Annotated in this window: 25 protein-coding genes; 5 read left to right on the forward strand and 20 right to left on the reverse strand. The window is 57.3% G+C overall.

Annotation, left to right across the window (positions count from 1 at the left end; all coding sequences use genetic code 11):
• Positions 1–42: 42 nt before the first annotated feature.
• The 3 genes from ACOZ42_RS10585 to ACOZ42_RS10595 all read right to left on the reverse strand — a co-directional run bounded on the left by ACOZ42_RS10585 (position 43) and on the right by ACOZ42_RS10595 (position 2732).
• A complete protein-coding gene (locus ACOZ42_RS10585; RefSeq protein ID WP_131070686.1) occupies positions 43–972 on the reverse strand; it encodes an electron transfer flavoprotein subunit alpha/FixB family protein in 930 nt (309 codons plus the stop codon).
• Positions 973–1722: an electron transfer flavoprotein subunit beta/FixA family protein gene (locus tag ACOZ42_RS10590; RefSeq protein ID WP_003799165.1), complete on the reverse strand. Its 750-nt coding sequence runs from the start codon at positions 1720–1722 to the stop codon at positions 973–975.
• 86 nt (positions 1723–1808) lie between these two features.
• Positions 1809–2732, reverse strand: a complete 924-nt coding sequence (locus ACOZ42_RS10595; protein WP_301605859.1) for a histone deacetylase family protein — start codon at positions 2730–2732, stop codon at positions 1809–1811.
• Positions 2733–2743: 11 nt separating this feature from the next.
• On the opposite strand from ACOZ42_RS10595, the gene mltB reads away from it, so the two are divergent.
• On the forward strand, positions 2744–3937 hold the full coding sequence (gene mltB, locus ACOZ42_RS10600) for a lytic murein transglycosylase B (RefSeq protein ID WP_131070688.1): 1194 nt from the start codon (positions 2744–2746) through the stop codon (positions 3935–3937).
• Here mltB and cysM read toward each other — a convergent pair.
• The 14 genes from cysM to gyrA form a co-directional block, all read right to left on the reverse strand.
• Positions 3934–4839 carry a cysteine synthase CysM gene (gene cysM, locus ACOZ42_RS10605; RefSeq protein ID WP_059318826.1) on the reverse strand — a complete coding sequence of 302 codons (906 nt, stop codon included), beginning with the start codon at positions 4837–4839 and terminating at the stop codon, positions 3934–3936. The genes mltB and cysM overlap by 4 nt on opposite strands.
• A gap of 99 nt (positions 4840–4938) precedes the next feature.
• Entirely contained in the window at positions 4939–5325 is a 387-nt protein-coding gene (locus ACOZ42_RS10610; RefSeq protein ID WP_003799156.1) for a ComEA family DNA-binding protein, read from the reverse strand.
• A 118-nt stretch (positions 5326–5443) separates the two neighbouring features.
• Positions 5444–6442 carry an ADP-glyceromanno-heptose 6-epimerase gene (gene rfaD / locus ACOZ42_RS10615; protein ID WP_003799154.1) on the reverse strand — a complete coding sequence of 333 codons (999 nt, stop codon included), beginning with the start codon at positions 6440–6442 and terminating at the stop codon, positions 5444–5446.
• Positions 6439–7368, reverse strand: a complete 930-nt coding sequence (gene rfaE1, locus ACOZ42_RS10620; protein ID WP_100214761.1) for a D-glycero-beta-D-manno-heptose-7-phosphate kinase — start codon at positions 7366–7368, stop codon at positions 6439–6441. The genes rfaD and rfaE1 overlap by 4 nt, the downstream gene beginning before the upstream one ends.
• The gene (lapB, locus tag ACOZ42_RS10625) at positions 7365–8612 is read right to left on the reverse strand and encodes a lipopolysaccharide assembly protein LapB (RefSeq protein WP_003799150.1); all 1248 of its coding nucleotides are present in this window, start codon (positions 8610–8612) and stop codon (positions 7365–7367) included. Before lapB ends, rfaE1 begins: the two co-directional genes overlap by 4 nt.
• Before the next feature lie 16 nt (positions 8613–8628).
• Positions 8629–8964, reverse strand: coding sequence for a LapA family protein (locus ACOZ42_RS10630; RefSeq protein WP_003799149.1), 336 nt, complete (start codon positions 8962–8964; stop codon positions 8629–8631).
• 114 nt (positions 8965–9078) lie between these two features.
• Positions 9079–9438, reverse strand: a complete 360-nt coding sequence (locus ACOZ42_RS10635) for an integration host factor subunit beta (protein WP_003799146.1) — start codon at positions 9436–9438, stop codon at positions 9079–9081.
• Between the two features lie 5 nt (positions 9439–9443).
• Positions 9444–11162: a 30S ribosomal protein S1 gene (gene rpsA / locus ACOZ42_RS10640; RefSeq protein WP_003799144.1), complete on the reverse strand. Its 1719-nt coding sequence runs from the start codon at positions 11160–11162 to the stop codon at positions 9444–9446.
• 87 nt (positions 11163–11249) lie between these two features.
• Positions 11250–11927, reverse strand: a complete 678-nt coding sequence (gene cmk / locus ACOZ42_RS10645; RefSeq protein WP_003799142.1) for a (d)CMP kinase — start codon at positions 11925–11927, stop codon at positions 11250–11252.
• Positions 11924–13246, reverse strand: a complete 1323-nt coding sequence (gene aroA / locus ACOZ42_RS10650; RefSeq protein WP_059318824.1) for a 3-phosphoshikimate 1-carboxyvinyltransferase — start codon at positions 13244–13246, stop codon at positions 11924–11926. Before aroA ends, cmk begins: the two co-directional genes overlap by 4 nt.
• Positions 13243–14127: a prephenate dehydrogenase gene (locus tag ACOZ42_RS10655; RefSeq protein WP_131070690.1), complete on the reverse strand. Its 885-nt coding sequence runs from the start codon at positions 14125–14127 to the stop codon at positions 13243–13245. Before ACOZ42_RS10655 ends, aroA begins: the two co-directional genes overlap by 4 nt.
• A 290-nt stretch (positions 14128–14417) precedes the next feature.
• A complete protein-coding gene (gene pheA / locus ACOZ42_RS10660; RefSeq protein ID WP_003799136.1) occupies positions 14418–15509 on the reverse strand; it encodes a prephenate dehydratase in 1092 nt (363 codons plus the stop codon).
• Positions 15502–16611 carry a 3-phosphoserine/phosphohydroxythreonine transaminase gene (gene serC / locus ACOZ42_RS10665; protein ID WP_003799135.1) on the reverse strand — a complete coding sequence of 370 codons (1110 nt, stop codon included), beginning with the start codon at positions 16609–16611 and terminating at the stop codon, positions 15502–15504. Before serC ends, pheA begins: the two co-directional genes overlap by 8 nt.
• Positions 16611–19304: a DNA gyrase subunit A gene (gene gyrA / locus ACOZ42_RS10670; protein WP_003799132.1), complete on the reverse strand. Its 2694-nt coding sequence runs from the start codon at positions 19302–19304 to the stop codon at positions 16611–16613. The genes serC and gyrA overlap by 1 nt, the downstream gene beginning before the upstream one ends.
• A 440-nt stretch (positions 19305–19744) precedes the next feature.
• On the opposite strand from gyrA, the gene ompA reads away from it, so the two are divergent.
• The 3 genes from ompA to gph all read left to right on the forward strand — a co-directional run bounded on the left by ompA (position 19745) and on the right by gph (position 21852).
• Positions 19745–20341 (forward strand): outer membrane protein OmpA, encoded by a 597-nt coding sequence (ompA, locus tag ACOZ42_RS10675; protein ID WP_003799131.1) that lies wholly within the window; start codon positions 19745–19747, stop codon positions 20339–20341.
• An 83-nt stretch (positions 20342–20424) separates the two neighbouring features.
• A complete protein-coding gene (gene ubiG / locus ACOZ42_RS10680; protein ID WP_003799127.1) occupies positions 20425–21147 on the forward strand; it encodes a bifunctional 2-polyprenyl-6-hydroxyphenol methylase/3-demethylubiquinol 3-O-methyltransferase UbiG in 723 nt (240 codons plus the stop codon).
• Between the two features lie 6 nt (positions 21148–21153).
• Entirely contained in the window at positions 21154–21852 is a 699-nt protein-coding gene (gene gph / locus ACOZ42_RS10685) for a phosphoglycolate phosphatase (RefSeq protein ID WP_219234927.1), read from the forward strand.
• Between the two features lie 6 nt (positions 21853–21858).
• On the opposite strand, the gene ACOZ42_RS10690 is transcribed toward gph, so the two are convergent.
• Complete coding sequence (locus ACOZ42_RS10690) at positions 21859–22725, reverse strand: LysR family transcriptional regulator (RefSeq protein ID WP_131070693.1); 867 nt, start codon at positions 22723–22725, stop codon at positions 21859–21861.
• Positions 22726–22809: 84 nt separating this feature from the next.
• Between ACOZ42_RS10690 and ACOZ42_RS10695 the strand changes: the two genes are divergently transcribed.
• Complete coding sequence (locus ACOZ42_RS10695; protein WP_426345113.1) at positions 22810–24345, forward strand: MFS transporter; 1536 nt, start codon at positions 22810–22812, stop codon at positions 24343–24345.
• Here the strand turns inward: ACOZ42_RS10695 and fdxA are convergent.
• Together fdxA and ACOZ42_RS10705 are read right to left on the reverse strand one after the other, a co-directional pair.
• The gene (fdxA, locus tag ACOZ42_RS10700; RefSeq protein ID WP_219234928.1) at positions 24342–24674 is read right to left on the reverse strand and encodes a ferredoxin FdxA; all 333 of its coding nucleotides are present in this window, start codon (positions 24672–24674) and stop codon (positions 24342–24344) included. The two genes, ACOZ42_RS10695 and fdxA, sit on opposite strands and share 4 nt — an antisense overlap.
• 137 nt (positions 24675–24811) lie before the next feature.
• Positions 24812–25885 (reverse strand): linear amide C-N hydrolase, encoded by a 1074-nt coding sequence (locus ACOZ42_RS10705; protein WP_003799119.1) that lies wholly within the window; start codon positions 25883–25885, stop codon positions 24812–24814.
• Positions 25886–26094: the final 209 nt, after the last annotated feature.

Here is a 26094-nt window from a genome sequence, read left to right on the forward strand (position 1 = left end):
AAAAAAGCCTGCTGGAAAAAAATCCAGCAGGCCGATAGGCGCTTAGAGCGCTTTTTCCAACTCAGGCACCGCTTCGAACAGGTCTGCAACCAGACCGTAGTCGGCCACACCGAAAATCGGCGCCTCAGGGTCTTTATTGATCGCCACAATGACCTTGGAGTCCTTCATGCCAGCCAGGTGCTGGATGGCGCCCGAAATACCGACTGCCACATAAAGCTGAGGGGCGACGATCTTGCCCGTCTGTCCCACTTGCCAGTCATTAGGGGCATAGCCGGCGTCGACGGCGGCACGAGATGCCCCCAATGCCGCACCCAGCTTGTCTGCAAGACCGTCCAGCAATTTGAAGTTCTCGGCACTACCCAAACCGCGGCCACCCGACACCACCACACCGGCACCGGCCAGTTCAGGGCGATCGCTCTTGGCAACTTCACGGCTGACAAATGCAGAACGTCCCGAGTCAGCCACCGCCGTCAATTCCTCGACAGCAGCACTGCCACCTTCAGCGGCCACTGCATCAAAGGCCGTGGTACGCACCGTAATGACTTTGACAGCGTCGCCGGACTGAACGGTTGCCACCGCATTGCCTGCATAAATGGGGCGGGTGAAGGTATCAGCGGACTCAACGGACAAAATATCCGACAGTTGGCCCACATCCAGCTTGGCCGCCACACGAGGGGCGATATTCTTGCCCGAGGCCGTTGCCGGGAACAGAATATGGCTGTAGTTGGAGGCGATGCCCAACACCTGGGCAGCCACGTTTTCTGCCAGGCCTTCAGCCAGCGCTGGGCCATCGGCCAACAGCACTTTGCTGACCCCCTGGGCTTGGGCAGCCGCCTGAGCAACACCGGCGGCCTGATGACCGGCAACCAGAACATGAATATCGCCACCGATCTTCTGAGCGGCAGCCAGGGCATTGAGTGTTGCAGCCTTGAGCTGCTGATTGTCGTGCTCGGCAATAACAAGGATAGCCATTTAAATCACCTTCGCTTCGTTCTTCAGTTTCTCGACCAGCGTAGCCACATCGGGCACCATGATGCCAGCGGCCCGCGCTGGGGGCTCGGTCACTTTCAGAGTCTTGATCCGGGGCGTCACATCAATACCCAGCTCTTCGGGTGTCAGGGTCTCCAAAGGCTTTTTCTTGGCCTTCATGATGTTGGGAAGTGTCACGTAACGAGGCTCGTTCAAGCGCAGGTCCGTCGTGATCACGGCAGGCAGACTGAGCTTTAGCGTTTCCAGACCACCGTCCACTTCACGCGTGACCAAAACGCTATCGCCCGCCACCTCCACTTTGCTGGCAAAGGTGGCTTGAGGCCAGTCCAGCAAGGCGGCCAGCATCTGGCCGGTCTGGTTGGCATCGTCGTCAATGGCCTGTTTACCCAGGATCACAAGCTGAGGCTGCTCCTTGTCCACGACGGCTTTGATCAACTTGGCCACAGCCAGGGGCTGCAGTTCTGCATCGGTTTGCACCAGAGTGGCCCGATCAGCACCGATAGCCAGGGCCGTACGCAAGGTTTCCTGGCTTTGCGCCACACCGCAAGAGACGGCGATAACCTCAGTGGCAGCACCGCTTTCTTTGAGGCGGGTGGCCTCTTCGACGGCGATTTCATCAAAAGGGTTCATGGACATTTTCACATTGGCAATGTCCACCCCGGTTTGGTCGGATTTCACGCGCACCTTGACGTTATAGTCAACTACGCGTTTCACGGGTACTAACACCTTCATGTAATGTTCTCCAGTGCAGTCTTAATTAAAAAATTGTTCTGTTGAAATAGGGCTCGGGAAGAATTCCAAAGCCCGAGGCCGCTCGCCTAAAGCCCGGCGAGTGCCTTGATATGAGCCACCACGCTGCGTCCCAGGGACGAGGGATCGTACCCCCCTTCCAGCATGCTGACCAGACGATGGCCGGCACTAGGCGCACAAGCCCGGACAACCATCGCGGTCAATTCCGCATAATCGGCCTCAACCAAACTGAGCTGCCCCATCTCATCTTCACGGTGAGCGTCAAAGCCTGCCGAAAAAAAGACGATCTCTGGGGCAAATGCCTCGATGCGAGGCAAGCAAACTTGTTTGAACAGATCGATAATCTGAGCAGACTTGGTGTAGGCCTCAACCGGTATATTTACCATGTTTTGCGCTGCCGGGTCCTGAAAGGAATCAGGAAAAAATGGCGACTGAAAGAAACTGCACATCAGAACGCGCTCATCACCGGCAAAAATCTGCTCGGTGCCATTGCCGTGGTGTACGTCGAAATCCACAATCAACACACGCTTGAGATCATACTTCTCCATCGCATACGCCGCGGCAACAGCGATATTGTTGAAAAAGCAAAACCCCATGGCCCGCGCCCGCTCGGCATGGTGCCCGGGAGGGCGAACGGCACAAAATGCCCCAGTCGCGTCCTCGGTCATGACCCCGTCGACGGCGTCCAGGCCCGCACCAGCGGCTGCATAGGCCGCTTCCAGGGTATGAGGATTCATCAAGGTATCGGGGTCTATATTGAAATAGCCCTGACGCGGCACCTGTTCTTTGAGTTTTTGCAAATAGGCGCGGTCATGGACTCGCAAGATATCCTCATCCGTCGCCAGCCGGGCTTGTCGCTGGGCCAGATAGGATGCCAGACCGCTCGAGAGCAGTTGATCGTTTATGGCATCGAGTCGCTGCGGACTTTCCGGATGCCATCTCCCCATCTCATGCAAATGGCATGATGGATGGATAAAATATAGTGTCTCCATGAGGATGGATTATGTTCAGACCCACTCGAATTTTGCAAGCAGTACTGATCGCGCTGAGCACTGCCGGCTGCGCCACCCCCACTTCCCAGCCCCCGTCTTCGGACACCAAACCCAGCAACAACGCGACCTTTCAAGCCCCATCCCCAGCAACAGCTGCCATCACCATCAAGGCTCTGCCCGAACCGAGGTCAATTCAGGCCGGCCAGTCCCGTTCCGGGCGGACGCAGTTTTTTCAATTAAACGGTCAATTAAACGAGGATATCGCCGCCTATGCGCAAGAGGTAGCATTCGCACGCAACATCCCCCAGGATTTGGTTATCGATCTGCTGCAGCAGGCTCAATATAACGAAACCGCGGCTAAATTAATGCGCCCCACCAAAGGGCGCATCAAGCGCAGCTGGGTCACCTACCGGCAGCGCAATGTCGATCCGGCACGCATTCAAGGGGGGGTTCAGTTCTGGCAGAAGCATCGTCTGACACTGGACAGAATCGCCCAGGACTACGGTGTACCGCCTTCCATTATTGTCGCTATTTTGGGCGTGGAAACCGTCTACGGAAAAATCATGGGGGACTTCAAGGTACTGGACGCCCTGTTTACACTAGGCTTCGCTTATCCGGACAACAGTCGGCCCGAGCGCGGCCAACTGTTTCGGGATCAACTGGCGGATCTGATCGAACTGCATCATCAAGGTGAACTGGATGCACGGATTGCCCAGGGCTCGTTTGCCGGCGCGATGGGAATGTCCCAATTCATGCCTGGCAGCCTGATACGTTACGCCGTGGACGGAGACGGCGATGGCCGTATAGATTTGCGCAACAATCCGGCCGACGCCATGGCCTCGATCGCCAATTTCCTGCGTGCCCATGGCTGGGAGCCTGGACTGCCAGTTTTTGCCCCGGTGGCGCTGAGCACGGCCAATAAAGAGATGGTCGATGGCGGCATTTACCCCAAGCTGAACTGGGCGCAACTGCACCATGCCGGGGCCAGTGTCAAAGGCCAAGCCCAGAACACGGGCCTGTGGCAGCAGGCCAAACTAGGGGTAGTCAACCTGGTGGACGAGCCCCGCAATACCACTGAATACCGTCTGGGCACGCCCAACTTCTTTGCCATTACCCATTACAACCGCAGCTATTTTTATGCCAGCTCGGTTGCCGACCTGGCGTCCGAACTGGCCTGGCAGATGGGTTACGGCAACCCTAATTAATTGAAGATACCAGTGGACAAATAGCGGTCGCCACGATCGCACACTATAAAAACGATGGTGGCGTTTTGCACGCGCTGGGCCACGCGCATGGCCGCCACCAGCGCGCCGCCAGACGAAATACCGGCACAGATCCCCTCTTCGGCCGCCATACGGCGTGTCATGACTTCGGCCTCCTGCTGGCCGATTTCCTCGAACATATCCACCTTGGAGGGGTCGTAGATCTTGGGCAGATAATGCTCCGGCCACTTACGAATGCCCGCAATTTGCGCTCCCGGCGCAGGCTGCGCCCCCACCACGACAATGCCGCTATTTTGGCTGCGCAAATAATTGCCGACTCCCATGATGGTGCCTGTGGTCCCCATGGCACTGACAAAGTGCGTAACCTGGCCATCTGTCTGCTGCCAGATCTCCGGGCCAGTACTGTGTATGTGCGCGTCCGGATTATCCTTATTGGCAAACTGATCCAGCACCTTGCCCTGCCCCTGGGCCTGCATCTTCAAAGCCAGATCACGAGCGTATTCCATACCGCCTTGATCGGCGGGTGTCAGAATCAGCTGGGCCCCGTAAGCCGTCATGGAGGCACGACGCTCCAGCGACAGATTATCGGGCATGATCAAAATCATCTTGTAGCCACGAACGGCCGCAATCATGGCAAGGGCAATCCCGGTGTTGCCGCTGGTGGCCTCGATCAAGGTGTCCCCCGGCTTGATATCACCGCGGCGCTCGGCCTGCTGAATCATGGAGCGGGCAGCGCGATCTTTCACCGAACCTGCCGGGTTATTGCCCTCCAGCTTGGCCAACAAGACGTTACCGCGCGCCTGTCCGAACTCACCTGGTATGCGTTGCAACCGTACCAGAGGGGTCTGACCGACGGTATCTTCAATGGTGGGATAGTTTTTCATCAATAAATCTCTTACCTTGCGCAAAACAGCAGCCAGCTCACACTGGCTGCCCCTGCAGACTAAACAAACTACTAGCTTAAAACGAGTCTACGCCCAGAGCTACGGCTTTCTTCGTATATCCGCATCGGTCTTATTGGCAAGCGCCTTGCCCGCGGCTTTGCCGGTCTCCACTTTCAGACCTGACTGCTCCATCGTGATAATTTTTTTTGCGCCTATTCCCTTGACCCGATCGGCCAAGTCCTGCAAGGAGTCAAAAGGCCCACCGCGCTGGCGCTCCTCCAGGATCAGTTCAGCCGTGCGGGGACCTATGCCTTTGATTTGTTGCAGCTCCTGGGCATTGGCCGTATTGAGATCCAGCGCGACCGCCAGGCCCCAGGGACCCAACATCCACAGCGCAACTAACACACGCAGCACGCTACTGCGCCAACTGGGCTGCTGGCGCGTACGACCATGGAACACGGGAAATACATTGAGCGGAATACACATAATAAAGGCTCCTTGGAAAGAAGCCTTTATGGTGCTGCCAATGGAAAGGAAAAATCGGCCCGCAAACCGCTTTTAGCCATGCGTGGCAGTCCGCATGGACACCGTCATCCTGGCCTGCTTAGCGCAGCGCACCCGATTGCAATAAACGACGCACGTATTCGGCCACGCCAGTCTGCACATCATGGAAAGGTTTGTCATAGCCAGCCGCGCGCAACTGGGTCAAGTCTGCCTGAGTATGGCTTTGATAGCGCCCCTTCAAATCATCCGGGAAGGGTATGTACTGCAGAAACTGCTGCGATACCAGATCCTCCAGCTCAAGCGCTGGCAAGCCGTCGTGCTCGCGCAAGGTGTTGACGACCGTTTGTGCCACATCATTGAAAGGTTGGGCGCGACCCGAACCACAATTGAAGACACCCGACTGCTTGTCCTGCCCGAGAAAATGCAGATTCACCGACACGACATCGTCAATAAAAACGAAGTCGCGCTGCTGGCCGCCATTCACATACCCGTCCCAGCCGCCAAACAAGAGGACATGACCGTCGCGGCGGTACTGAAGCATATTATGGTAGGCCACCGAGGCCATCCGGCCTTTATGCTGCTCTTGCGGACCATAGACATTAAAGTAACGCAATCCCACCACAGGTGCGCGCAGGCTGTCCAGATGGCGGCGCAACACCTGGTCGAACAGGAACTTGGAGTATCCGTAGACATTCAACGGCGCTTCGTTGCTCAGGTCTTCGGCATACAGCGGACCGGCACCATAAACCGCCGCTGAGGAGGCATATAACAACGGGATGCGCTTGGCCTGACAGTATTCAAAGATCTCCAGGGTTACCCGGTAGTTATTGTCCATCATGAACTGGCCATTGCGCTCGGTAGTGTCCGAGCAGGCTCCCTGATGCAGCACGGCTTCGATATTGGAGAACTCGTCACGCGCCAAGCGGGCACGAAAATCATCCTTATCCATGTAGTCGGCAATCTGACCCTGAACCAGATTGACGAACTTGTCGCCATCGCTCAGGTCATCCACGACCAGAATGTCGCTTATCCCCTGCTGGTTAAGGCCTTTCACCAAATTGCTGCCAATAAAACCAGCGCCACCGGTCACTACAATCATGCCAATTCCTTTGCCGTCACAATCGACGTACCCAATTTTCCGACCACGATACCTCCCGCGCGATTCGCCCAACGCATGGCTTGCAACCAGTCCAGGCCAGCGGCACGCATCACTGCCAAGGTTGCCAATACCGTGTCCCCAGCACCCGAGACATCAAACACCTCTTGGGCCTGTGCCTCTACGTGCTCACGTCCTTGTTCGGTGAACAAGGTCATGCCTTGTTCGGAGCGCGTAATCAGCAAACACTCCAGATTCAGTTTGCGACGCAGGTCCTGAGCGCGTCGCATCAAATCATCCTCATCTTTCCAGGCACCTACCGCTTCTTGCATTTCCGAACGGTTTGGCGTCAGGATTGTGGCCCCTTGATAGCGTTCGTACGTTTTGCCCTTGGGATCAACCAGAACGGGGATATTCTTCGATCGCGCCAGGGCGATCAAGCTTTCCACCTGCGCCAACGCGCCTTTTGCGTAGTCCGACAAGACCAACACCTGATGCTGGTCCAGCAAATCACTCATGGTTTGCTGCAACTGATCCAGCGCAGAGAGGGCGGGACTTTCTTCAAAATCCACCCGCAGCAATTGCTGCTGCCGACCCAGAACGCGTAACTTCAAGGAAGTGGGCATGACCGGGTCCTGCACCCAATGAGCCTGCACGTGGTCCGCTTTGGCCAGTTCCTGCACCGTCCTGCCAGCCTCGTCCTGTCCGATTACACCCAGCAAGCTGGCCTGTGCCCCCAAAGCCGCAATATTGCGGGCAACGTTGGCCGCGCCGCCAAGGCGATCCTCGACCCGTCCCATCTTGACCACAGGAACTGGCGCTTCGGGAGAAATACGGTCCACGTCACCAAACCAATAGCGGTCCAGCATGACATCCCCCACCACCAGCACACGGCTGGCGGCAACAGCTTGCGCTGGGAAGCTCATCATTTCAGCTCCTCAAGACGTCGAGGAGCATAGGTCTCCCAGGAATTACAACCGGGACATTGCCAGTAGAAATGGCGCGCCTCAAAGCCGCAAGAACTGCATGAATAACGGTCCAGGCGCTGAGTATGCCGATGGATCAAAGAGCGCAACAGGCTTAAATCGGCCCCCGCAATGATCTGGTCCACACCAACTGCTTGCCCCCCGTCGCCTCCTTCTTTGTCCTGACCTTGATCCTGAAGCTCGACTTCCAGCATCTTGTCCAGTCCCAGCAAGGATGGATGGGCTCGCAGCGCATCCCGGGCAAAGGCCCATGCCTGCAAGTGGCCTTCCTGCTCACGCAAAACACGGAACAACACATTGAAAATATCCAGGCTGGGATGCTGCTGATAGTGGCTGCGCAGCATGGCAACCCCCTCTTCGGCCCGTCCCAGTTTACGGTAACTGTCCAGTAACTCGGTCGCATACAAGCCCACATACTCCGGGGCGCTGCTCAAAATGGACACCAGATAAGCCCGCTCCTGCTCGTTTTGCCCTTGCATGCGAGCCAGACGCGCACGCAAACCCGCAACCCGCGCCTGGGAAGCATACATGCCTTGCCCCGTTCCCAATTTTCGGATGGCGTTTTCCGCCTCATCCAAGGCTTTTGCAGCCCGGTCAAAGTCCGGCTGCTTGCCCTGCAAAGCGCCTTCAGCCTGCTCACACTGGTAATGCACCAGTTGGGGGACCGGCTCGTCGACCAGCGCCCGCAAACGACGCACGGCCTCAATCGCCCGCGGCCAATCGTGCTCGGACTCGTAAATGCGAATCAGGGCGCGCATGGCAGGAATAGCAAAGCGCGTCTCACGTACTGCCTCAAACGCCGCTTCGGCCCGATCCAGCATACCGGCCTTCAAGAAATCCTGGGCGATCTGAAATTGTGCGTTTTCACGATCGGCCACCGGCAAGTCAGCGCGCGACAGCAGACTTTGATGCACACGGATGGCGCGCTCCATCTCGCCGCGGCGACGAAACAGACTGCCCAACGCAAAGTGAAGTTCGGTGGTTTCAGGGTCCAGCTTGGCTACTTCCACAAACGCATCAATGGCACGATCCGGCTCTTCATTGAGCAGAAAGTTCAAGCCCTTGAAGTACGAGTCGGGCAAGCTGCGGGTTTCGGACATCATTTGCCGAAAATCCACCCGCGCCGCGACCCAGCCCAAGCCAAAAAGAAGGGGTACAAAAACCAACCACCAGGTTTCAAAATCCACTGTTTACTCCAAGGGCTTACAAAGGCGCCAGAGGGGCGACGGTCTCAGGCGCAACAGCGGCCGCCGTGTTCCCAGGCGAAGGCTGTGCCTGTTCCAGCCTGTCTTGCAGACGATCCATTTCGCGTCGCAGGCGGTTGACCTCGCGACGGCGACGCATCACGGCACCGACCATCAGCAGCAGCCCCAACACCAAGCCTAAAATAAACGCGGCCAGCATCACGACGATCAAGGGAACGTCTTGAATAATATGCTCGGCAAAAAAGCTGACTTGCACCGGTTCGGTGTTTTTTAGTGCGAACAGCAGCACGATCACAAAAACGAGCAGACGCAATACCCAGACTAGATAGCGCATTTTTAGGGCTCCAACAGTGTTTTTATAATGTCTGATTGTACGTGCAAGCGGAATTTAGCGCACACGCAAAACAGGCCCTGTAAAGGGCCTGTGTCATCAGTGTGCAAGTAGGTCTTAACCGTGACGGACTCTCGCATTGAGCTGCTCGAAGGCAGAGGACTGGTCATCTGCCTCGATGTGCTCTTGCTCAAGAAAGACAGAATCGACTCGCTCACGCAATTCCTTGCCGGCCTTAAAGTGTGGCACCTGTTTACCAGGCACCATCACTTTTTCACCGGATTTGGGATTGCGCCCTACCCGCGGCGAGCGGGTAGAAAGCGAAAAGCTGCCAAACCCTCGGATTTCGATCCGCTGACCACTGGCCAGAGCCTGGGTCATCGAATCCAAAACCGTTTTCACGGCGAAATCCATATCGCGCAGAGCCAGCTGCGGATAGCGGCTGGCCAACAACGCGATCAGCTCAGACTTTGTCACGCTGATTAACCGTCGTCACGTTGCTGCTGGTCCAGCTTGGCACGCAGCAGAGCACCCAGGTTGGTCGTACCGGACGAAGCGCTGGCTTCGGTCAGACGGGCCATGGATTGAGCGGTTTCGGCGGTATCACGTGCCTTGATGGACAACTGAATCGAACGGGTCTTGCGATCCACGCTCAAGATCATGGTTTCGATTTCCTGACCTTCTTTCAGTGCGGTGGTGGCATCTTCCACACGGCCCGAGGAGATCTCGGAGGCACGCAGGTAGCCCTCAACGTCCAGCGACAGCGTTACAACAGCACCCTTAGGCTCGACCGATTTGACAACACCGCTCACCACGGCGCCCTTGTCGTAGGTAGCCACGAAGTTGTTGAACGGATCGCCTTCCAGCTGTTTGATACCCAGGGAGATACGCTCTTTGTCGGTGTCGATGCCCAGAACCACGGCGTCAACTTCGTCACCCTTCTTGAAGTTGCGAACGGCTTCTTCGCCCGTCTCGGACCAGGACAGGTCGGACAGGTGAACCAGACCATCGATGCCGCCTGGCAGACCAACAAACACGCCGAAGTCGGTGATGGACTTGATGCCACCGCGAACCTTGTCGCCGCGCTTGAAGTTGATGGCGAAATCTTCCCATGGGTTGGCACGGCACTGCTTCATGCCCAAGGAGATGCGACGACGATCTTCGTCGATTTCCAGAACCATGACTTCGACTTCTTCACCCAAGGTCACAACCTTGCGTGGGTCAACGTTCTTGTTGGTCCAATCCATTTCGGATACGTGAACCAGACCTTCGATACCGTCTTCCACTTCAACAAATGCACCGTAATCGGTCAGGTTGGTCACCTTGCCGAACAGACGGGTGTTTTGTGGGTAGCGACGTGCCAGACCGATCCAGGGATCTTCGCCCAGTTGCTTGACGCCCAGGGAGACGCGGCTCTTTTCCTGATCGAACTTGAGAACCTTGGCTTCGATTTCCTGACCCACCTGCAGAACTTCGGATGGGTGACGGACACGGCGCCAGGCCATGTCGGTGATGTGCAGCAGACCGTCGATGCCGCCCAGATCCACGAACGCACCGTAATCGGTGATGTTCTTGACGATACCTTTGACGATAGCGCCTTCGGACAGGGTTTCCAGCAGTTTCTGACGCTCTTCGCCCATGGAGGCTTCCAGCACGGCGCGACGCGACAACACAACGTTGTTACGCTTGCGATCGAGCTTGATGACCTTGAATTCCAGGGTCTTGCCTTCGTATGGCGTGGTGTCTTTGACAGGGCGCAGATCAACCAGCGAACCGGGCAAGAATGCACGGATGCCGTTGGTCATGACCGTCAGGCCACCCTTGACCTTACCGGTGATGGTACCGTTGACCAGTTCGCCGGACTCAAGCGCTTGCTCGAGGGACAACCAGGCCGACAGACGCTTGGCGCGGTCGCGGGACAGAATGGTGTCGCCGTAGCCGTTTTCAAAGGCATCGATAGCCACGGAAACGAAGTCACCTGCCTGAACTTCCAGTTCGCCCTGATCGTTCAGGAACTCTTCCAGAGGAATCAGTGCCTCGGACTTCAGGCCAGCATTGACCAGCACGTAGTTGTGGTCAATACGCAGAACCTCGGCGGAGATAACTTCGCCGCTTTTGAGGTCTTGGTTTTTAATGCTTTCTGCAAACAAATCGGCAAAGCTTTCGCCGCCCGTTGCGTCTGTGTGAAGGTTAGTGGACATTAAATCAATCCGTCAGCCAAAATGGCCGTTAAAAAAAACACACCAGGCAGAACCCGGTGGAGTGAACAAAGCCCGATCAGCACGGGATTAGGCTGTCGGGACCGCGATGCCCGACCAGAGGTCGAGCACTTTATCTACAACTTCCTGAATGCTGAGCTGGGAAGAATCCACGATGTGGGCACCCGGCGCAGGCACAAGCGGCGCATGAGTTCGGGAACGATCTCGCTCGTCGCGCTCACGCAAGTCCGCCAAAAGACTCGTAAGATTAGCAGAAATACCCTTTTCGCTCAACTGTTTACAGCGTCTTTGGGCACGCACCTGCGCGTCTGCCAGCAAAAATATCTTTAAGGGTGCGTCCGGAAACACCACGGTGCCCATATCGCGTCCATCGCCCACCAGTCCAGGAGCGACGCGAAAATCCCGCTGACGTTGCAAAAGCGCCTCACGCACCAGCGGCAGGGCCGCCACCCGGGAAGCCAGATTACCCACCTCTTCCTGGCGAATGGCGTCCGTGACATCCTCACCGTCCATGTAAATCTGGGGGTAGTCAAAACGGACATTCAGATTCTGGGCGGCCTGCTGGACCTGCGCCTGATCCTGCACATCTACGCCGCGACGCAGGCAAGACAGCGCTGTCAAGCGATACAAGGCACCACTGTCAAGCGTGTGCCAGCCCAAGCGCTGCGCGACCAGGGAAGCAATCGTCCCCTTCCCTGAGGCGGTCGGGCCATCAATGGTAATGACGGGAATGCTCTGCGCTGTCATGCCTGCACCAAGTGTTCAAAAACAGAAAAATAATCGGGAAATGTCTTGCTGACGCAGGCGGGGTCCAGAATGGTGACCGCCACCGGGCCGAAGCTGGCCAGTGAAAAACACATGGCAATGCGGTGATCATCATACGTCGCGATGCGGGCCGAACGCCATTGATCTGCCGCAATGGGATGCACGGTCAACCAGTCTGGGCCTGACTCTACTCGGGCACCGAGCTTGCGCAGCTCGGCCTGCATCGCGTCAATACGGTCCGTTTCCTTCACGCGCCAGCTGGCAATATTGCGCAAGGTACAAGGACCATCCGCAAACATGGCCATGGCCGCGGCCGTCATGGCCGCGTCCGGTATGTGATTGAAATCCAGATCGAACGCCTTGAGCTTGTCGCCGCGCGCCACACACAGACCGGAGACAATCAACTCATTGGCATGACGCTCAATACGGGCGCCCATCGCCTCTGCCACATCGGCAAACTGAATATCGCCTTGCAGACTGTCGCTGCCCGCCCCCTGAATACGTAGCGGGCCACCGCCGATTGTCCCCAACGCGATGAAGTACGACGCAGATGACGCGTCTCCTTCCACCGAGTACGTGCCGGGGCTGAGATAGGCAGCATCGGCTGGCACAGTAAAGCTGCTCCAGCCCTCCCGCTCGACCTGCACACCAAAACGCGCCATCATGGCCAGCGTTATGTGGATATAAGGCTGGGATATCAGCTCCCCTTCGACCTCGATGCGCAAGGGCTGAGCAGTACGAGCCGTCAACAAAGGCGCAGCCATCAGCAGTGCGGTCAGGAACTGACTGGACACCGAGCCGTTCACCGACACGCGCTGTTGATCCACCTGGGCCAATTCCCCGATTGCCAGGGGTGGATAACCCTCCGCTCCCAGATACTGCACATCTGCACCCAGACTGCGCAGCGCATCGACCAGATCCCCGATAGGACGCTCATGCATACGGGCAATGCCGCTCAGATTGAAGCGCCCTCCCATCAGGCCCAAGGCCGCGGTCAAGGAGCGGAACGCCGTACCGGCATTACCCAAAAACAGATCGGCGTCGCGATGCGCAAACGGCGCTCCGCCGTCGATCACCACCACGCCCTGGCCCAGGTCCTGTACGGTCACGCCCATTTGCTGCAACGCGGCCATCATGACGCGGGTGTCGTCCGAATGCAGCAAGCCTTCCAGTCGCGTTTGCCCCTGAGCCAACGCGGCCAACAACAGGGCCCGATTGGAAATGCTCTTGGACCCCGGCAATTGCAGCTCGCCGCACGCACGGCTGACGGGATTCAAAACAAGACTGTCGCTCTGGCTCATTGCAAACCACTCCTACTTGCCCAAAAACGGCGCGCCAAGGCAGCACGCTCTAAAAATTCGTATAAAGCCTGGCCGTCCTGATCCTGCAAAGCCTGTTCAGCCTGATCCAGGGCCTGACGTACTTCTTGCAGTTGGCCCAGAACGGCCTGGCGATTGCTCAGAAAAATATCGCGCCACACTTCGGCCGAGCCCGCAGCGATACGGGTGAAGTCGCGAAAACCCGTCCCGGCCAAGGCAAAGCGTTGGTCCGAGTTGGCGCTGGAGGCAATCTGCCACATAAAAACCGAGGACAGAAAGTGCGGCACATGGCTGACCGAGGCCAGCACCTCATCATGCGTAGCCGGGTCCATCAGCATGACCCGCGCTCCGCAGGCTTCCCAGACAGCGATCAAACGCTCGCGCGCACTGGCTGGGTTCTCTTCCAGAGGTGTCAGAATAACGTTGCGACCGTCGTACAGATCGGCACGGGCCGCCTCGGGGCCTACCGTTTCCGCACCGGCAATCGGATGACCAGGAACAAATTGTCCAATACGATCGCCCAGCGCGTCACGCGCCACGCGAACCACATCCGCTTTGGTGCTGCCCGCATCGCTAATCAAGGTGCTGTCACGCAAATGGGGGCGCAGCGTTTTCAACACCGAAGCCATTGCACCGATAGGCGTGGCCAACATGATCAAATCCGCTTGTTGAGCGGCCTGCTCCAGCGTGGCGACCTCATCGATCAAGCCCAGTTCCTGGGCTCGCCGCAGGCTTTTGAGCTGTCGACCGACGCCCAGCACTTTGCCTACCGCTCCGTAGCGTTTGAGTGCCAATGCCAGGGAGCCGCCGATCAAACCGACCCCAACAACTGCCAGCACCGGAACCAAAGGCGCAGACGCCATAGTTTCTGATGACGCTATCATGATTAATTACGTTCCCTCCCAGACCGTCCATGCTTGGCGTATTACGTGCAATGCCGCTGGAAAACCGGGTGTCAATGCAGATACTGCCAGACTATTGCGCGACCATCGACGAAAGAGCGAGGCGACCTGCAAGCTCGGTATTTTGTATCGTTATGCCCTAATGACACAGCCGGTCCCATGCCTTGTTAAAACAAGCCGCCCCCCCTATCAGGGCAAGCTGACCGTGGGCGGGAACGCTTCCCCGCCCAGACCCGTCGTGTCTTGGGTGCTTAAAAGTCGTTTACAGGGTATGAGCCCAGAATTTTGAAAAAAGCGACTTGTTTCTTCAGCTCTGCCAGCGCAGCAGCCATGGCAGGCTCGTCGCGATGCCCAATGAGATCTACGTAAAAATAATATTCCCACTGGCCTGTCCGGGCAGGACGCGACTCCAGGCGGGTCATGGACACCCCATGCACGGCCAGGGGAGAGAGCATGTCGTAAACGGCGCCTGCACGGTTGGGTACGGCCAGAATGATACTGGTCTTGTCATTGCCGCTGGGCAAGGACTCGATGTTGCCAATTGCCAGGAAACGCGTGCGGTTATGCGGATCGTCCTGAATGCCCGCCTCCACGACACCCAGATTCCAGGCAGTGACGGCGGTATTACCGGCAATCGCGGCCACGGTAGGATCGCTGGACGCAATGCGGGCGGCCTCGGCATTGCTGGAGGCTGCCTCGCGCAAAAGCTGCGGATAGTGCTTTTGCAGCCAGTTCTGACACTGGGCCAAAGCCTGGGGGTGCGCCATGACGCGCGTCACACCTTCCATCGTGCCGCTTTTGGTCAGCAAATTGTGGTGGACGCGAATCGAGCGCTCACCCAAAACACGCAGGGGCGAGTTCAGCAACAGATCCAGCGTGCGATTCACGGCGCCTTCGGTGGAGTTCTCAACCGGCACCATGCCTACCTCCGCCTGACCGACCTCCACACTGCGAAACACCTCATCAAAGGAGTCGCATTGCAGGCCGTCCAGAGCATGACCGAAATGCTCATAGGCAGCCTGTTCCGAAAAAGAGCCTTGGGGCCCCAGATAGGCCACGCGCAATACGCTTTCCAGGCCCCGGCAGGCAGAGATGATCTGTCCCCATACGGCCTCGACCGCAGCGGACGTAAAAGGCCCACCGTTTTCAGACTGCAGACGACGCACAATACGGGCTTCGCGCTCGGGCTTGAGGATGACTTCCTCGGTATTGAAGTCCTGCTTGATCTTGCCCACTTCCAAAGCCGCACGAGCACGCTCGTTAAGCAACTCCAGGATCTGGCGATCCAGCTCATCAATACGATTGCGCCAAGGGAGCAGGCGCTCAGTTAAGGTATTAGCCATTCCGTCGTTCAAAATCAGTCATGAATTCGATAAGTGCCAGCACGCCCTCCAGCGGCATGGCGTTATAGATCGAGGCACGCATGCCGCCCACGCTCTTGTGTCCTTTCAGGGACGTCAAACCCGCGGCCGTGGCCTGTTCCAGAAACAGGGAATCCAAAGACTGATCACGCAACAGGAACGGAACATTCATGCGTGAGCGATACGCAGGATGCACGGTGTTGGTGTAGAACTCGGAGGCATCCAGAAAACCGTACAGGGCTTGAGCCTTGGCTGCATTACGCGCCTGCATGGCAGCTACGCCGCCCTGGCGCTCCAGCCACTTGAACATCAGGCCCGCCATATAGATCGAGTAGGTGGGCGGCGTGTTGAACATGGACTGCTGCTTTTCAATATTGGCGTAGTTGAACGCCGACGGGCACAGATCCATGGCGTGCCCCAGCAAGTCCTTGCGTATCATCATCAGGGCGATGCCCGACATGCCTGCATTTTTTTGCGCGCCGGCATAGGCGACGGACACACGCGAGAAATCAATCGGGCAGGACAAGATATTGGAGGACACGTCAGCAACAACGGGCACATCCAGCTTGGGAATATCGTTGAACTCCACGCCACCAATGGTTTCATTGGTACAGACGTGCAAGTAAGCGGCATCGGGGCGCACATCCCATTGAGAGGGCTCAGGGAACCAGGTCCAGGGAGCCCACTCTTTGCCTTGATCCTGCCAGGCCTGCCCACTGGTGCCGGCAACATGAATGTCGCCATAGCGCTGAGCCTCCTCGCAGGACTTGACTGACCAGCTGCCCGACAGCACGTAGTCAGCCTTGCCACTGCCATTGCGCTGGATCAGGTTCAAGGGCAGAAGGCCATTCTGGCCCTGCGCCCCGCCCTGAACAAACAGCACCGCAAAGTCATCCGGCACGGACAACAGGGCACGCAAATCGGCTTCCGCCTCGTCGCGCACGCCCATATAGTCCTTGCTGCGGTGACTCATCTCCATGATGGACATGCCCGTGCCATGCCAGTCCGTCATTTCAGCGGCGGCTTGCTCCAGCACTTCCAACGGCAGCATCGAGGGGCCCGCCGAAAAATTCCATACACGCATTACTCGTTTTCCTCGCCGGAAGAGTCCGCCTGGTCTTGGGCGGCATCAGATTGATTATCCTGCTCAAGACTGTCTGGAGCCTGCGCCTGCTCAGCCTGATCGGCCAGTTCGGCGTCCACCTCGTCATCGGTCTCCACCACGCGATACACACCAGAGAGTTCGCTGTCGTCATCCACGCTGATCAAGGTGACACCCTGAGTGGCTCGACCCATCTCGCGAATTTCCGCAACACGAGTACGGACCAGCACACCCGCATTGGTAATCAGCATGATTTCGTCGGTTTCACGGACCAGCACGGCACCCACAACCTTGCCGTTACGAGCCGAGGTCTGGATGGCAATCATGCCCTTGGTGCCACGGCCGTGACGGGTGTATTCGCCAATCGGGGTGCGCTTGCCGAAACCGTTCTGGGTGGCAGTCAGCACGGATTGGGTTTCGTCTTCGGCCACCAGCAAGGCGATCACAGACTGGCCCTCTTCCAGCGTCATGCCGCGCACACCGCGAGCCGCACGGCCCATTGGGCGCACATCGCCTTCATCAAAGCGGACCGCCTTGCCTGCATCGGAGAACAACATGACGTCATGAACACCGTCGGTCAGTTGAGCACCGATCAGGTAGTCGCCCTCGTCTAGGCCCACAGCAATGATGCCGGCCTTGCGAGGGTTGGAGAAGTCGGACAGCGGGGTCTTCTTGACCGTGCCGCGCGAGGTCGCCATGAACACGAACTGATCTTCGCTGAATTCCTTGACGGACAGCACCACGTTGATCTTCTCGCCCTCTTCCAGAGGGAACATATTGACGATGGGACGGCCACGCGAGTTGCGCGAACCTTGAGGCACTTCCCAGACCTTGAGCCAGTACACACGGCCCCGATTGGAAAAGCACAGCAGGTAATCGTGCGTGTTGGCGATGAACAGCTTGTCGATCCAGTCGTCCTCTTTCATGGCGGTAGCTTGCTTGCCACGGCCACCACGACGCTGTGCCCGGTATTCGGACAGCGGCTGGCTCTTGATATAGCCGGTATGCGAGAGCGTCACCACCATATCCATAGGGGTAATCAAGTCTTCGGTATCCAGCTCGGTGGCGTTGTGTTCGATTTGCGAACGACGAACGTCCTTGCCGGTGGCCGAGAACTCGTCACGCACCGCGATCAGCTCGTCGCCAATGATGGCGGACACACGGGTGGGGTTGGACAAAATGTCCAGCAGATCAGAAATCTTGTCCATGACCTCACGGTATTCCTGAACAATCTTGTCCTGCTCCAGGCCCGTCAAGCGCTGCAAGCGCATGTTCAGGATTTCCTGAGCTTGCACGTCACTCAGACGATACAGGCCGTCCGAGCTCATGCCGAACTCGTCGCCCAGATCATCAGGACGATAAGCCTGCCGGCCACCCACAATGGCGCTGGTGTCGGCTCGCGCCAGCATCTCGCGCACCAGACCGGAATCCCAGGAGCGAGCCATCAGTTCGACGCGCGCGACCGGAGGAGTCGGGGCGGCCTTGATGATTGCAATGAACTCATCAATATTGGCCAGGGCCACAGCCAGGCCTTCCAGCACATGGCCGCGCTCGCGTGCCTTACGCAACTGAAATACGGTACGACGTGTGACCACCTCACGGCGGTGGCTCAGGAAGTAATCCACCAACTGCTTCAGGTTGAGCAAACGGGGCTGGCCATCGACCAGGGCCACCATGTTCATCCCGAAGGTTTCTTGCAGCTGCGTATTCTTGTAGAGATTGTTCAGCACCACTTCCGGCACTTCGCCACGCTTGAGCTCGATCACCAGGCGCATCCCGTCCTTGTCAGACTCGTCGCGAATATCGGAGATACCCTCGATGCGCTTTTCATTGACCAGTTCGGCAATGCGTTCCTGCAGCGACTTCTTGTTGACCTGATAAGGAATGGCGTCGACCACGATGGCCTGACGGTTGCCCTTTTCCATGTCTTCAAAGTGCGTGCTGGCGCGCATGATGACGCGGCCACGGCCCGTACGGTAGCCTTCGCGCACGCCGGACATGCCGTAGATGATGGCGCCAGTCGGAAAGTCAGGAGCCGGTATGTATTCAATCAGTTCATCTACTGTGCACTCGGGATGACTCAGGCAATACAGACAGCCGTTGACCACTTCGGCCAGGTTATGCGGCGGAATATTGGTCGCCATGCCCACGGCAATGCCGGAGCTGCCGTTAACCAGCAGATTGGGCAGGCGGGAAGGCAACAGGGCCGGCTCTTTTTCGCTGCCATCGTAGTTGGGCACGAAATCCACGGTTTCCTGGTCAATATCAGCCAGCAACTCGTGAGCAATCTTGGCCAGGCGGATTTCGGTGTAACGCATGGCCGCGGCGTTATCGCCGTCGATGGAACCGAAGTTGCCCTGCCCATCGACCAGGGTGTAGCGCATGGAAAAGTCCTGCGCCAGACGCACGATAGTGTCATAGACGGCAGAGTCACCATGCGGGTGGTACTTACCGATCACGTCACCGACGATACGAGCCGACTTCTTATAGGCACGATTCCAGTCGTTATTGAGTTCATGCATGGCGAACAGAACACGTCGATGCACGGGCTTCAAACCATCTCGCACGTCGGGAAGAGCACGGCCCACAATCACGCTCATGGCGTAATCGAGGTAGCTGCGGCGCATCTCCTCTTCAAGCGAAACGGGAAGCGTCTCCTTGGCAAAGGAATCCATAGGTCAATTCTTTATAGATATGGGTTAAGCAGTAAGCCAGCCGTAAACGGACAAGAGGAAATTCTAGCACTTTCACATAGGGGGACGCAGCGTGGCGCGGCGACAGGCCCGGCGATCAGCGATTGAAAGCGGTGAATCATCAAAAAACCGTCATTCATGAATCGTATCGGCCACCGATCCGCTCATCCGGCCAGCCCTTATCCTGTTGCCTAAAACCAACAATAACAGGAAAGAACAAGCCTAATTCCACGCAAGTTCGCGAATCGTTCCCCGTCCCCCTCACGCATGTGGCCGAAATGTCTTAAGATTCGACCTAACACGCATGAAACCCAGCGCAAGCAAGTCTTTGTTCCGTGCAAAGGATTGCTATACTGGTTCCGTTAATCAGCGGCAGGGGTTCGCTGCGGTCACTTAACAGCATCAGCTCAACGAGGAGAAATATGAACAAACCCTCCAAAATCGCACTTGTACTCGCCATTGCCGCCGCATCGGCTACCGGTGCAGTTTCCGCACAAGAGTCCGGCGAAGTTAACAACTGGCGCAACCCGTTTGGCGACGTTTGGAAAAACGGCACCAACGAACTGTGCTGGCGCAACAACTTCTGGACCCCTGCTACGGGTATTCCAGGTTGTGACGGTGTGCCCGTTGCCCAAGCCCCCGAAGCTCCTGTCGTCGCTCCTACCGTCACTAAAGTGACTCTGAACGCTGACACTTTCTTCGACTTTGATAAATCCACCATCAAGCCAGAAGGTCGCCAGGTTCTGGATCAAGTGGCTGACACTGTTCAGTCCATCGATCTGGAAACCCTGATTGCTACCGGTTACACTGACTCGATCGGCACCGAAGCTTACAACCTGAAGTTGTCCGAGCGTCGTGCCAATGCTGTTAAAGCATACCTGGTCAACAAGGGCGTTCCTGCTGACCGTATCTACACCGAAGGCAAGGGCGAAGCTAACCCCGTGGCGTCCAACAAGACCCGCGAAGGCCGCGCTCAAAACCGTCGCGTAGAAATCGAAATCGTGGGCAACCGCAAGTAATTCTTGCTGCACCACGTATTTCTGTAGCTAAGGCTACAATTAAGGCTCCGCTTTTGCGGGGCCTTAATTTTTTTGGATGAGCCATGACCGCTTCCACCGTCACTAACGTCAATGTCGATCCGGCAGAGATCGATAAATTCAGTGCACTGGCATCTCGCTGGTGGGACCCTGACAGCGAATTCAAACCGCTGCACGCCATCAACCCTTTGCGTCTGGACTGGATTCTGTCCTACACCGGCTCCCTGGCTGGAAAACAGGTATTGGATGTCGGTTGTGGAGGCGGGATTCTGTCCGAAAGCCTGGCCCAGTCGGGCGCCGAAGTCACCGGCATTGATCTGGCTGAGCGTTCCTTGAAAATTGCCCGTCTGCACAGCCTGGAGTCGGGTGTGCCGGTCAAGTACGAGATGATCAGCGCTGAAGACATGGCCGATCAGCATCCTGGCCGCTTTGACGTTGTCACCTGCATGGAAATGCTGGAACACGTCCCAGACCCCGGCTCCATCATTGCGGCCTGCGCCAAGCTGGTCAAACCCGGTGGCTGGGTGTTTTTCTCGACCCTTAACCGCAATCCCAAATCTTTTCTGTTTGCCATCGTGGGGGCCGAATACCTGCTGCGCCTGATCCCCAAAGGCACGCACAGCTACGAAGGTTTCATCAAGCCCAGCGAACTGATTTCCTCGGCCCGTCGCAGCGGCCTGGACGCACTGGCCCTGAAAGGCCTGGAATACAACCCGATTACCGAGCACTATCGTCTGTCGGACGACACCTCCGTCAATTACCTGCTGGCCAGCCGCCGCCAACGCTAAGCCCTTATGAATAAACTTGTTCTATTCGATTTTGACGGCACCCTGGCCGACTCTGCTCCCGATCTGGCGGCTACCGCCAATCGCATGCGCAAGGAACGAGGCCTGCCTGAACTGCCGTACGATGCCCTGCGACCCTACGCCTCGCACGGCGCCCGTGGTCTGCTCAAGGTAGCACTGGATATCAACACCGATCATCCGGACTATGCGCAACTGAGGGCACAGTTTTTGCAGGATTACCACGATCACATGACGGAGCTGACCTATTTGTTCGACGGTGTGGCTCCCATGCTCAGCCAGCTAGAACAAGCTGGCTATACCTGGGGTATTGTCACCAACAAGCTCGAATACCTGGCTCTGCCCCTGATTCGTCATCTGGGCTTGGAAGAGACTTGCGCAGTCACAGTAGGTGGCGACACCACGCAACACACCAAGCCGCACCCGGAGCCCTTGCTGCATGCCGCCAGCAAGGCCGGCTTCGCACCTGCAGACTGTCTGTATGTAGGCGATGATCTACGTGACATTCAGGCAGGCCGGGCTGCCGGCATGGCAACCATGATTGCTGCCTACGGCTATTGCGCAGGTGACGACAGCATCGGTACCTGGCAGGCGGATCTGACCGTTCATCATGCCAACGATATCTGGGACGGCGTACAACGCTGGGCCACGGGTCAACTTTCCCACCCCAGCCACTCGGCCACCTGCTAGGCAAAACTACGGCAGCAGCTCCGACAGGCGCTGCTGCATCCACAGGGCCGCAGGCGGCAAAGATTGCCCCTGCCGCCACAACATTCGCACTGGCAAGGGGGGCAGCATCATCTCCTGGCAATGCAATTGCGCCAGTTTGTTGCGCAGATTTTCATACTCGGCAATATTAAGCGGCAATATCGCCCAGCCCAGACCATCCGCCACCATATCGGCAATCACGTAAAAGCTGTCTGAACGCCAGACGCTGGGACTGACGACCGTCTGCTCCATGCCTTCAATGTGAATCAGCAACTGTCTGTGCGCAGTCAACTCTTTGCGGCTGACCTGGTCCTGACCCGCCAAGAGATGAGTTCGCGACACGCAGATTGCCTGAGGGACAGCCCCAATATACCGTTGCGCAAAGGATGTCACGTCAGCGCCGCGATCAAATTGAAGCGCTACATCCGAGCGCCCCTCATTCATGTAGTCGATCACTTCAGAGGCGGTGCCATTCCAGATCGTCAACTCCAAGCCCGGCCAACGTTCTGCCAGCTCCTTGAGCAATAGGCGCAGGGGCTCCTGGGGCAAGGCCTCATCCAGGCTGATCTCCAGCCGGGCAGATTGCCCCTGCGACAAATCCAGCGCACGCCGGTTCAGCACGTCGGCCTGACGCAGCAGCGCTTTGGCCTCCAACAGCATGATTTCACCCGGAACGGTCAGGCTCAAGGTTCTGCGCGAACGGTCAAACAGGGCCAGATTCAAGTCTGCCTCCAGTAAGGCGATAGAGGTGCTGACCGCTGATTGCACCTTGCCCAGGTCTTTGGCCGCCTGCGTCATGGAGCCCGTCTCTGCTACGGCCACAAAGTGTCGAATACGTTCCAGTGTCCAGTCCATGTATCTATTCCATCGATGCTAATCAACTTTGTCGGTTGATAATATTGATGGATCATACGGGTTTTGCCACTCCTTTGCGTTGTTATGCTGCACAGTCCGACTCACCGTCACCTCTCACCCGTTCCCTTGTCCCCCGGCCGTCGCTGGCTGATTCTGGCCATTGTATCGGCGGCACTCTTGTTGATTGTGGTGGACATGACGGTGCTCTACACCGCCCTTCCCCGGCTGACCCATGACCTGCAGGCGTCGGCCTCCGACAAGCTCTGGATCATTAACAGTTACGCGCTGGTCGTCTCTGGCCTGCTGCTTGGCATGGGCACGCTGGGAGATCGTCTCGGCCATAAGCGCCTGTTTCTGTCTGGTCTGGCCATGTTTGGAGTGGCCTCGGTAGCAGCGGCCTATTCCCCCAACCCGACCTTTCTGATCGCGGCACGGGCATTTCTGGGCGTGGCTGCCGCCATGATGATGCCCGCCACGTTGTCATTGATTCGCATCACTTTTCACGATGAGCGTGAACGCGCAGTGGCCTTTGGTGTGTGGTCCTCCATCGCCTCGGGCGGCGCGGCCTTTGGACCGGTCCTGGGGGGCTTTCTGCTGGAGCACTTCTGGTGGGGCTCGGTCTTTCTGATCAACGTCCCTATCGTACTGATCGCCCTGCCCATGGGCTGGCTGCTGGTGCCGCGTTCCACGCCGGACAGTTCCCGACCCTGGGATATCAAAGGTTCCGTGCTGATTATGGTGGGGCTGGTTGCCAGTACCTTGGCGATCAAGGAAATGGGCAAGCTTTATACCGATTGGGGACTGGCAGCGGGAGCCCTGGTGGTCGGCGTCCTCTTTCTGGGCTGGTTTGTCCGGCAGCAAAATCGCAGTCCCTTTCCTTTGCTGGATTTTGCCCTGTTCAAAAATGCCACGCTCAGTACGGCTGTTCTGTCCGCCCTGAGCGCTTCGGCCGCCCTGATTGGCATGGAGCTCGTTTTTAGCCAACGCCTCCAACTGGTACTGGGCTTCTCGCCGCTGCGGGCGGGTCTGGCCATTATTCCCTTGCCATTGGCCGCCTTCCTGGCCGGTCCCCTGGCAGGTCGTTTGCTGATGGTTATTGGCAGCAAGCGTCTGCTGATCGGCTCCCTAAGCCTGGCAGCGGCAGGCATGGCGGCTTACCTGCTCTGGCACAACAGTGCCCAGTTTTTGCAGGTAATCAGCCTGGTCATGCTGGGTCTGGGTATAGGCGCGGCCATGACTGCCGCCTCCAGCACCATCATGCAAAGTGTGCCCCCCTCACGTGCCGGGATGGTGGCCTCTGTCGAAGAAATGTCGTATGAACTGGGCGGCGCCTTGGGCGTGACCCTCATGGGCAGCCTGCTGTCGTTCGTTTATAGCGCCAGCCTGATCTTGCCCGAGGCATTGAGCGCTCATCCCCTGGCCTACGACAGCCTGGATCAGGCCCTGTTGATAACGGAGAACCTGCCACAAGAGCAGGCCTTCGGATTGGCGGAGTTGGCTCGCGATGCCTTCGACCGAGGCTATGTCGCCGTGCTGGCCAGTTGTACTGTGCTACTGGCAATGGCTGCGCTGGCGGTCTGGTACTTTCAGCGCTCCCCCGGGCGTTCGCACGCCGATTAGTCTTTTTTCAATAGCGCCAACTTGTCGGGCTGGCTTGCCCAATACTCATGGTCTGGCAACGGCGCTTTTTGTTCAGTGATGCGCCTCCAGGCTGGATGTGCGCTCAAGCTGCGGTTCAGTTCCACATACACCTGCTGCTCGGGCGTGACATCCTGATCACTGACAATCGCCCCCACTGGGCACTCTGCCACACAGATGGAGCAATCAATGCACTCATCAGGGTGAATAACAAGAAAATTGGGGCCTTCAAAAAAACAGTCCATGGGGCACACCGTCACACAATCGGTGTACTTGCACTGAATACAGGCTTGCGTTACTACGTAGGTCATTCAACAACAGCTTTAACAAATCAAGACGGGGCATAGCATAACAGCTGAACATGACTCGTTTTCATGTCCTACATGCCCTACCCCTTTTTTCTAGTGCCGCCTACTCAGCTGGACACAGAAGTCTGTGTCCAACCGTCTTAAATAGCAGGTGCTTTCACGGACAGAAAACGGAAAGGCTGGGAAGGCTTGAAATGCTCCAGCACTTCACCCATGTAAACCGTGCTTTGCTCAGGCCCCAGATCCAGCTTCATCACCTTGCCAGTTTCGGCAGAGAAATCCACCTTCTTCATATCCAGCCAGAAAGCGCCAGGCGACAAAACCGAGTCAAAATAATACAAGCTGCGTTGGTGGTCGAACACCGTGCGCCAGCGGGTCGATGAGTTATTCGGCTGATCGGGAACCGTCATACCGTAAGGCGTCGAGGCATTGCGAATCACGCTCAAGACACTGGCAACCGCTTTGTCATCGCTCAGATTGCGCGGCACTGCATTGATGTAAAACGACGCGCGTGCAAAGCGATCGGCCGCCCGACTCGTTCCGGGCAACAAATTAAGCCCTCCCACGTCCTGCCAGTAATCCCGGATCGCCAATTGCTTGTCAAAGGTGGGCGAGTTGGTCATGACCTGATATTGGCGACTGTGATGAATGCGCTGCTTGCCATCGATATATTCGATAATTGCGCTGTCACCAGAGGCATCCGACATCGACAGATGCAAGGTCGCCAGACGATCCTCGTCGGGCAGGGAGTCGGTCAGCACAACAAAGGGGGTTTTCTCCAGCGCAGCGACTGCCTCTGCCACCGTTGCGAAATTATCCAGCACATACTGCCCCCACAAAGACAAGCTCAAGGTCTTGTCGCCCTTTGCCGGGGTGGGAAACTGCGACTCCGGCAACCACAAGAGATTGACGTTCAGGCCCTTTTCATTGGCGCCGTCGGTCGATGCAATATCGTAGCCAGAGGCAATCACACTGCCATACTTTGATGTCCATTCAATGGAAGCCGGCCCAGCCTCTCCAGTACGCTTGGCACCACGCGGAAAGATCCAGAGGTTGGTCCCGACATCCCTTTTCCAGTCCATGGAACGGCCCGTAATCACCTGCCCGTTGTCACCCAGAAAAACAGCGCGAGTACAGGCCTGGGAAACTGCCGGCGCCAAAGCCAGACCAAGCGCACACGCCACCAAGGTACGACGACATTTGTTTAACAACATCTTTTTCTCCAGAGACGGCGAGCCGCCCAACCAATGAAACAAAGAACAGACTGCTTCCACAGTCGACACATTGGACATGGACGTAACAAAAACAGGATTACGGCGCCACGTCAAGCGACATGGGTGCTTGTGGTACGGGTCCGACAAAAACAGGGTCGCAAACGGAGTCACGCAGGCTGACAGCGTCAACACGGTCATAAAGAGCCTCC

It is taken from the genome of Alcaligenes sp. HNGD-HTN06 (genome assembly GCF_049932565.1).
Classification (GTDB): Bacteria; Pseudomonadota; Gammaproteobacteria; order Burkholderiales; family Burkholderiaceae_B; genus Alcaligenes; species Alcaligenes ammonioxydans.

What these genes read in the sequence shown, in the direction of transcription:
- aroA (WP_059318824.1), bottom strand. Translation starts at nt 13,246, where the DNA reads ATGAGCCAGAGCGACAGTCTTGTTTTGAATCCCGTCAGCCGTGCGTGC.
- cysM (WP_059318826.1), bottom strand. Translation starts at nt 4,839, where the DNA reads ATGAAAAACTATCCCACCATTGAAGATACCGTCGGTCAGACCCCTCTG.
- mltB (WP_131070688.1), top strand. Translation starts at nt 2,744, where the DNA reads ATGTTCAGACCCACTCGAATTTTGCAAGCAGTACTGATCGCGCTGAGC.
- cmk (WP_003799142.1), bottom strand. Translation starts at nt 11,927, where the DNA reads ATGACAGCGCAGAGCATTCCCGTCATTACCATTGATGGCCCGACCGCC.
- ACOZ42_RS10610 (WP_003799156.1), bottom strand. Translation starts at nt 5,325, where the DNA reads ATGTGTATTCCGCTCAATGTATTTCCCGTGTTCCATGGTCGTACGCGC.
- rfaD (WP_003799154.1), bottom strand. Translation starts at nt 6,442, where the DNA reads ATGATTGTAGTGACCGGTGGCGCTGGTTTTATTGGCAGCAATTTGGTG.
- pheA (WP_003799136.1), bottom strand. Translation starts at nt 15,509, where the DNA reads ATGGCTAATACCTTAACTGAGCGCCTGCTCCCTTGGCGCAATCGTATT.
- ACOZ42_RS10695 (WP_426345113.1), top strand. Translation starts at nt 22,810, where the DNA reads ATGCTGCACAGTCCGACTCACCGTCACCTCTCACCCGTTCCCTTGTCC.
- serC (WP_003799135.1), bottom strand. Translation starts at nt 16,611, where the DNA reads ATGCGTGTATGGAATTTTTCGGCGGGCCCCTCGATGCTGCCGTTGGAA.
- ACOZ42_RS10585 (WP_131070686.1), bottom strand. Translation starts at nt 972, where the DNA reads ATGGCTATCCTTGTTATTGCCGAGCACGACAATCAGCAGCTCAAGGCT.
- fdxA (WP_219234928.1), bottom strand. Translation starts at nt 24,674, where the DNA reads ATGACCTACGTAGTAACGCAAGCCTGTATTCAGTGCAAGTACACCGAT.
- gyrA (WP_003799132.1), bottom strand. Translation starts at nt 19,304, where the DNA reads ATGGATTCCTTTGCCAAGGAGACGCTTCCCGTTTCGCTTGAAGAGGAG.
- ACOZ42_RS10630 (WP_003799149.1), bottom strand. Translation starts at nt 8,964, where the DNA reads ATGCGCTATCTAGTCTGGGTATTGCGTCTGCTCGTTTTTGTGATCGTG.
- ACOZ42_RS10690 (WP_131070693.1), bottom strand. Translation starts at nt 22,725, where the DNA reads ATGGACTGGACACTGGAACGTATTCGACACTTTGTGGCCGTAGCAGAG.
- ACOZ42_RS10590 (WP_003799165.1), bottom strand. Translation starts at nt 1,722, where the DNA reads ATGAAGGTGTTAGTACCCGTGAAACGCGTAGTTGACTATAACGTCAAG.
- ompA (WP_003799131.1), top strand. Translation starts at nt 19,745, where the DNA reads ATGAACAAACCCTCCAAAATCGCACTTGTACTCGCCATTGCCGCCGCA.
- ACOZ42_RS10655 (WP_131070690.1), bottom strand. Translation starts at nt 14,127, where the DNA reads ATGGCGTCTGCGCCTTTGGTTCCGGTGCTGGCAGTTGTTGGGGTCGGT.
- rfaE1 (WP_100214761.1), bottom strand. Translation starts at nt 7,368, where the DNA reads ATGATGAGCTTCCCAGCGCAAGCTGTTGCCGCCAGCCGTGTGCTGGTG.
- ACOZ42_RS10705 (WP_003799119.1), bottom strand. Translation starts at nt 25,885, where the DNA reads ATGTTGTTAAACAAATGTCGTCGTACCTTGGTGGCGTGTGCGCTTGGT.
- ACOZ42_RS10595 (WP_301605859.1), bottom strand. Translation starts at nt 2,732, where the DNA reads ATGGAGACACTATATTTTATCCATCCATCATGCCATTTGCATGAGATG.
- gph (WP_219234927.1), top strand. Translation starts at nt 21,154, where the DNA reads ATGAATAAACTTGTTCTATTCGATTTTGACGGCACCCTGGCCGACTCT.
- ubiG (WP_003799127.1), top strand. Translation starts at nt 20,425, where the DNA reads ATGACCGCTTCCACCGTCACTAACGTCAATGTCGATCCGGCAGAGATC.
- rpsA (WP_003799144.1), bottom strand. Translation starts at nt 11,162, where the DNA reads ATGTCCACTAACCTTCACACAGACGCAACGGGCGGCGAAAGCTTTGCC.